This is a genomic window from Prevotella aurantiaca (assembly GCF_015262605.1).
Taxonomy (GTDB): Bacteria; Bacteroidota; Bacteroidia; order Bacteroidales; family Bacteroidaceae; genus Prevotella; species Prevotella aurantiaca.
This window is the reverse complement of sequence record NZ_JABZSJ010000093.1, coordinates 1-5,416: the sequence shown is the minus strand read 5'-3', so window position 1 is coordinate 5,416 and position 5,416 is coordinate 1. Positions and strand designations below refer to the sequence as shown.

Genomic DNA, 5,416 nt, shown 5'->3' with positions numbered 1-5,416 from the left:
TTGTCACATAAGAGAAAACGACGCTAAAATAAGCACATTTTTGTCACATAAGCCCTTTTTTGCTAATTTTCCTTCCAAAAAGAGGGCGTGAAGAGCACTAAAACAGAGAATAATTCAAGTCGTCCAACAAGCATTAAGAACGAGCTAATCCACTTAGCGAAGTCGGGTAATTCGTTCCATGACATGGTTGGACCAATCTCTAAACCTAACGTTGGACCAACGTTGCCAAGACAACTGAGTGTAATTGTCATAGAATTGGTTGAGTCAATGCCTGCTGCAATCATCGTGAAAGCACAAATAACGGCAAGAAAAAGGTACAAACCAATAAACCCTAACAGAGTTACACGCTTAGACATTTGAACGTTATAGCCGTCTATCTTCATCGGAAGAACAGCATTAGGGTGTAGTATTTGGCGGAATTCGTTCTTTACAACCTTTAGCAACATAACGCCACGTATGCTCTTGATACCACCACTTGTAGAACCAGAAGAACCTCCGAAGAACATACACGCCGCAAGAACAACCCAGGTAACATGAGGCCATTTAGCTGCATCATCGCTGAAAAGGCCTGTCGTAGTAATAAAAGATACCACCTGGAAGATAGAACTACGGAAAGCATGCTCTACATCGTAGTTAAGTCGGAAGATAAGTTCTATCATGATAAAGAGACTGAAACCCGCAATCATAATAGAATAAAACTTGAACTCGCTGTTCTTAATTAGATGCTTAAACTTAAGGCCTACCACCGAAGCATAGAGCAAAGTGAAGTTTATACCCGATAGAAAACAGAAGATGGTACAGACATATTCTTCGGCTGGAGAGTGGAAAGTAGCAATCGAACCGCTTTCCGTGCTAAAGCCACCGGTAGCTGTGCTTGTCATAGCATAGTTGAAAGCATCAAACCAACTCATGCCGCATACCTTGTAACTAACAACGCATGCCGCTGTAAGAACAAAGTAAACTACCCATATCCATTTAGCTCCTGTGCTGATCCGAGGGTGCAGTTTACTCTTAATAGGGCCAGTAGACTCTGCCGCAAACACCTTAAGCGAACCGCCAACAAGAGACGGAAGAATCGCAATAGTGAAGAAAACGATACCCAAACCGCCAATCCATTGAGTTAGCGAACGCCAGAATAACAAGCCTTTTGGGAAATGTTCTGGGAAGTCAACAATGGTAGCACCAGTAGTCGTAAAACCCGACATTGTTTCGAAAAAGGCATTGGTGAAATTTGTGATATATCCACTAATGAGAAACGGCAAGGTTCCGAAAAGTGAGAAAATGACCCATGTTATTGCCACAACAAAGTAGGCATCTCTGCGGTTAATGGTGTTGTTAGAGTGTCTTCCCAATAGTCGGAAGGCTCCACCAGCTACCGAAGTGATGATTATAGTCCATATGAATGCCGTTACATCGTTATCATGATACCAAAGCGAAACACATAGGCAAAGCGACATCAGTAAGGCTTCTATTCCTAAAAGCGCACCTATAATTTTTGATATAGTCTTTAGATTGAGCATTGCTAACCTCTCTTACTATTTTTAATTGAACAGTTGTTCCACCTTCTTCATATTGGTGTTGTAGCAGAAAACGACAACAATATCGCCCGCTTCAATCTGTGTATTACCCGAAACAAGCATACCTTCGTCGCGACGAACTAGTCCACCGATTGTCATTCCGCTTGGTAAGTGCATGTCTTTAATAGGCTTTTGTGTTATCTTCGAGCCTTGAACTGGAATGAATTCAGCAACGTCGGCATCGACAGACATAAGGAAACGCACATTATCAACATTGGCATCGAGTAGCATTTGGTAGATATAGCCTGCCGCAATCGCCTTCTTGTTAATGATAGTACCAATATCTAAGTTGGCAGCCATGTCTATATAGTCGAAGTTTTCTACTGCAGCAATTGTCTTTTTCACGCCCAAGCTCTTTACAGCCAAGCATGCAAGAATGTTAGTTTCGGCATTTGGAGTAACTGCAACAAAGGCTTGCGTGTGTCGGATACCTTCTTCTATGAGCAAGTCGGTATCACGTCCATCGCCATTGATGACAAGTTTCGATTCGTCAATAATATCGTTTAGATATTCACAGCGGTCGATACTTCTTTCTATGACTTTGACATTCATGTATTCAGGCATAATCTTTACGGCACGAACAGCAGTGCGTCCACCACCCATAATCATTACATTTTTCACATCAACATAATGTTCTTTGCCTGTGAGTTTACGTATATAAGGAATGTATTCCTTAGTTGTCATGAAGTAAACGAGGTCTTCTTGTTGCAAAGTTTCGTTACCATTAGGAATGATTGTCTCTGTTCTGCGCTTGATAGCAACGATATGGTAAGGGTCGTTAGGCCCGCTTATTTCTCTAAGAGGTTTGTCTAATATTTCACAAGTCTTGCGCAGCTTTATGCCAAGCATGACTAATGCACCGCCATGAACGTCCCAGCGCTGGCGAACCCACGACATTTTCAATCCGCTTATGATATCTTTTGCGGCCAATAGTTCGGGATAGATAAGGCTATCGATACCCAATTGCTTAAACAGCTCTTGGTTTTTCGGCTCCATATATTCAGGATTATCAATCTTGGCAACAGTTTTCTTGGCACCAAGGTTATGCGCCATGGTGCAAGCCGTAATATTGGTAGTTTCCATTGGGTCTACTGCTACAAAAAGGTCGGCATGCTTTACGTCAGCTTCTTGTAGCACTTTAATACTTGTTGCCTTTCCTTGCAACGTGAGAAGGTCGTAGTCTTGTCCTATCTTATTAAGATTCTCTTCATGCTCGTCAATAAGTATGATGTCATAATTGTGGCGAGAAAGGAATTGTGCTAAATAGGTTCCGATGTCGAATGCCCCTGCTATAATAATCTTCATACTTCTGTTTTGTAAGTTGTAACTAACAAACTTTTCTCTATCTCTTGCTTTATATTGTTTTTGTCAATTCCGCATAATTGTCGGAGTTCCTGCACTGTTCCCTGTTCAATAAACTGGTCTGGGAGTCCTAATCTCTGTACGTGTATGCAATGGTTGTGTTCGTTTAGCCATTCCATAACGGCCGTTCCAAGTCCTCCATTCCTTATTCCGTCTTCCACTGTGATAACTTCTGAGAAGTTATTTCCCACCTCTTGAAGTATGTTTTCATCTATTGGCTTTAGGAAACGCATATCGTAGTGAGCAATGCGACCTACACATTTATTCTCTTGTTCCAGTTCTTCGATAGCCTTCAACACATCGTGTCCAATTGGACCAAAGGTAAGAACGGCCACACTTTTCGCTGTTTTTTCTGGGTCGGAACCCAGTGTTTTATCGTAAAGCTTACGTCCTGTGCCTACTTCTACTTCCTTCATAGAGCATTGCCAGTCTACCAATACACCGCCTCCACGAGGGTATCTGATTACGAAGAAACCTTTTTCGGGCAGTTGAGCAGTATACATAAGGTGGCGTAATTCGTGTTCGTCCATCGGTGAAGCGATGGTAATGTTAGGGATTGGGCGTAGAAAAGCCATGTCGAATGCGCCATGATGAGTTGCACCATCTTCGCCAACAAGACCTGCACGGTCCAAACATAGGACGACAGGGAGGTTCAGAATGGCAGTATCGTGAATGATATTGTCGTATGCGCGTTGCGAGAATGCACTATAAATGTTGCAGAATGGCTGTAGTCCGTCCTTTGCCATACCAGCAGAGAAGGTCATAGCGTGTCCCTCGGCAATTCCTACGTCGAAGGTACGGTCGCCCATTTCCTTCATCATAATATTCATTGAGCAGCCTGTTGGCATAGCGGGAGTAACGCCAACAATGCGTGAATTGCTTTTAGCAAGCTCTAAAAGGGTGTGTCCGAATACGTCTTGGAACTTCGGTGGCTTATTACTTTCGTCCTGTATAAGGCGCTTTCCTGTTTCAGGATCGAATTTACCAGGTGCGTGCCATACTGTTGCGCTCTTCTCAGCAGGTTCGTATCCCTTGCCTTTTACGGTGTGTAGATGCAGCAGTTTCGGACCTTTCATATTCTTAAGCTGGTTTAATAGCCTCACCACTTCTTTTACATCGTTTCCATCGAATGGCCCGAAGTAGCGTATATTCATACCCTCAAAGAGGTTCTGCTGTTGAGAAAGAGCCGACTTTATGGCATTGTTCAGACGAATAATGCCCTTTCGGCGCTCATCGGTCAATATACCTTTAGCGTGCAACCATTGCGAAGCCTTGAAACGAATGCGGTTGTAAGTCTCGTTTGTATCAAGGTTTAGCAGGTATTGTTGCATGCCTCCAACAGCTCTATCTATCGACATGTCGTTGTCGTTCAAGATGATAAGCAAGTCGTTTGGTTGGCTAGAAGCATTGTTTAAGCCCTCGAAAGCCAAGCCACCGCTCATTGCTCCGTCGCCAATAATGGCTACAACGTGACGTTCTGGGTGCTGGGTCATCTTGGCAGCTACTGCCATTCCCAATGCTGCTGAAATAGAATTAGAAGCATGACCACAAGTAAATGTATCATATTCGCTTTCCTTTGGCGAAGGGAAAGGCATGAGTCCGTCTTTCTTTCTATTCTTGCAAAAGCACTCACGGCGATGAGTTAGTATCTTGTGTCCGTATGCTTGATGGCCTACATCCCATACAATTCTGTCTTCAGGAGTATTGAATACATAATGGCAAGCTACTGTAATTTCGGTTGCGCCAAGGCTTGATGCGAGGTGTCCGGGGTTTACGGCCACTTCTTGAATGATATCTTTACGCAGTTCTTCGCATAAAATAGGTAGCTCGTCAATGCTCAATTTTCTTAAATCGGCAGGCGAATTGATTTTGCTTAAAAGCTTAAAGTTGTTATCGTTCGACATTAATTATAATGTGATAGTGGGTGCAAAGGTACGCCAAATAGCTTGAACGGCAAAATAAAAATAGGCGAATTTCAGATTATAAGTAGGTGTTGTAAATTCGCTTCATGTTTGTTCTCTTTTTGAATGCTACTTTGTTTTGTTTCTATCTTGGTTATGATGGAAAGGTGAGAGGTTTTCTTTGGTTTTGTTAAAATAATTCATGTAAAAAACAATGCTTATGTTATGGTTTTGCAAAAGAGGCTGTTTTGCGTTGTAAAAGAGCCTGTTTTGCACGATAAAACAGGCACTTTTGTCGTGTAAAACAGGTACTATTGCAATACGTTGGTAGTCAGATGGTTGTGCGGAGTTACTTTTTTTGACATTTAATATCGTATTTACGCTCTTGTTTTCAACTATCAAAAGAAAAATGCAGGAAGGATAGAGTAGGAGAGAAAAAGTGTTTTTCACTTGGCAAAATCAGGTAAAAGGAGATCTATCTTAAACGCTCTAACGATTTGATAGAGCTATCATGGCATTTGAAAAATAGGCCTATATGACAAAAATGTGCTTAAAATCCTTGTAACTATCTAATAA

The 5,416-nt window shown here is 42.2% G+C and carries 3 protein-coding genes; all 3 read right to left on the bottom strand.

Going from position 1 to position 5,416, the window contains the following annotated elements; genetic code table 11:
- Positions 1–62 precede the first annotated feature (62 nt).
- The 3 genes from HXN26_RS10755 to dxs are packed head-to-tail and all read right to left on the bottom strand — an operon-like array spanning position 63 to position 4,843.
- Entirely contained in the window at positions 63–1,520 is a 1,458-nt protein-coding gene (locus HXN26_RS10755; RefSeq protein WP_273161245.1) for a TrkH family potassium uptake protein, read from the bottom strand.
- Positions 1,521–1,541: 21 nt separating this feature from the next.
- Positions 1,542–2,882: a Trk system potassium transporter TrkA gene (trkA, locus tag HXN26_RS10750; RefSeq protein WP_273161243.1), complete on the bottom strand. Its 1,341-nt coding sequence runs from the start codon at positions 2,880–2,882 to the stop codon at positions 1,542–1,544.
- The gene (gene dxs, locus HXN26_RS10745) at positions 2,879–4,843 is read right to left on the bottom strand and encodes a 1-deoxy-D-xylulose-5-phosphate synthase (RefSeq protein ID WP_273161241.1); all 1,965 of its coding nucleotides are present in this window, start codon (positions 4,841–4,843) and stop codon (positions 2,879–2,881) included. Before dxs ends, trkA begins: the two co-directional genes overlap by 4 nt.
- Between the last annotated feature and the right edge of the window lie 573 nt (positions 4,844–5,416).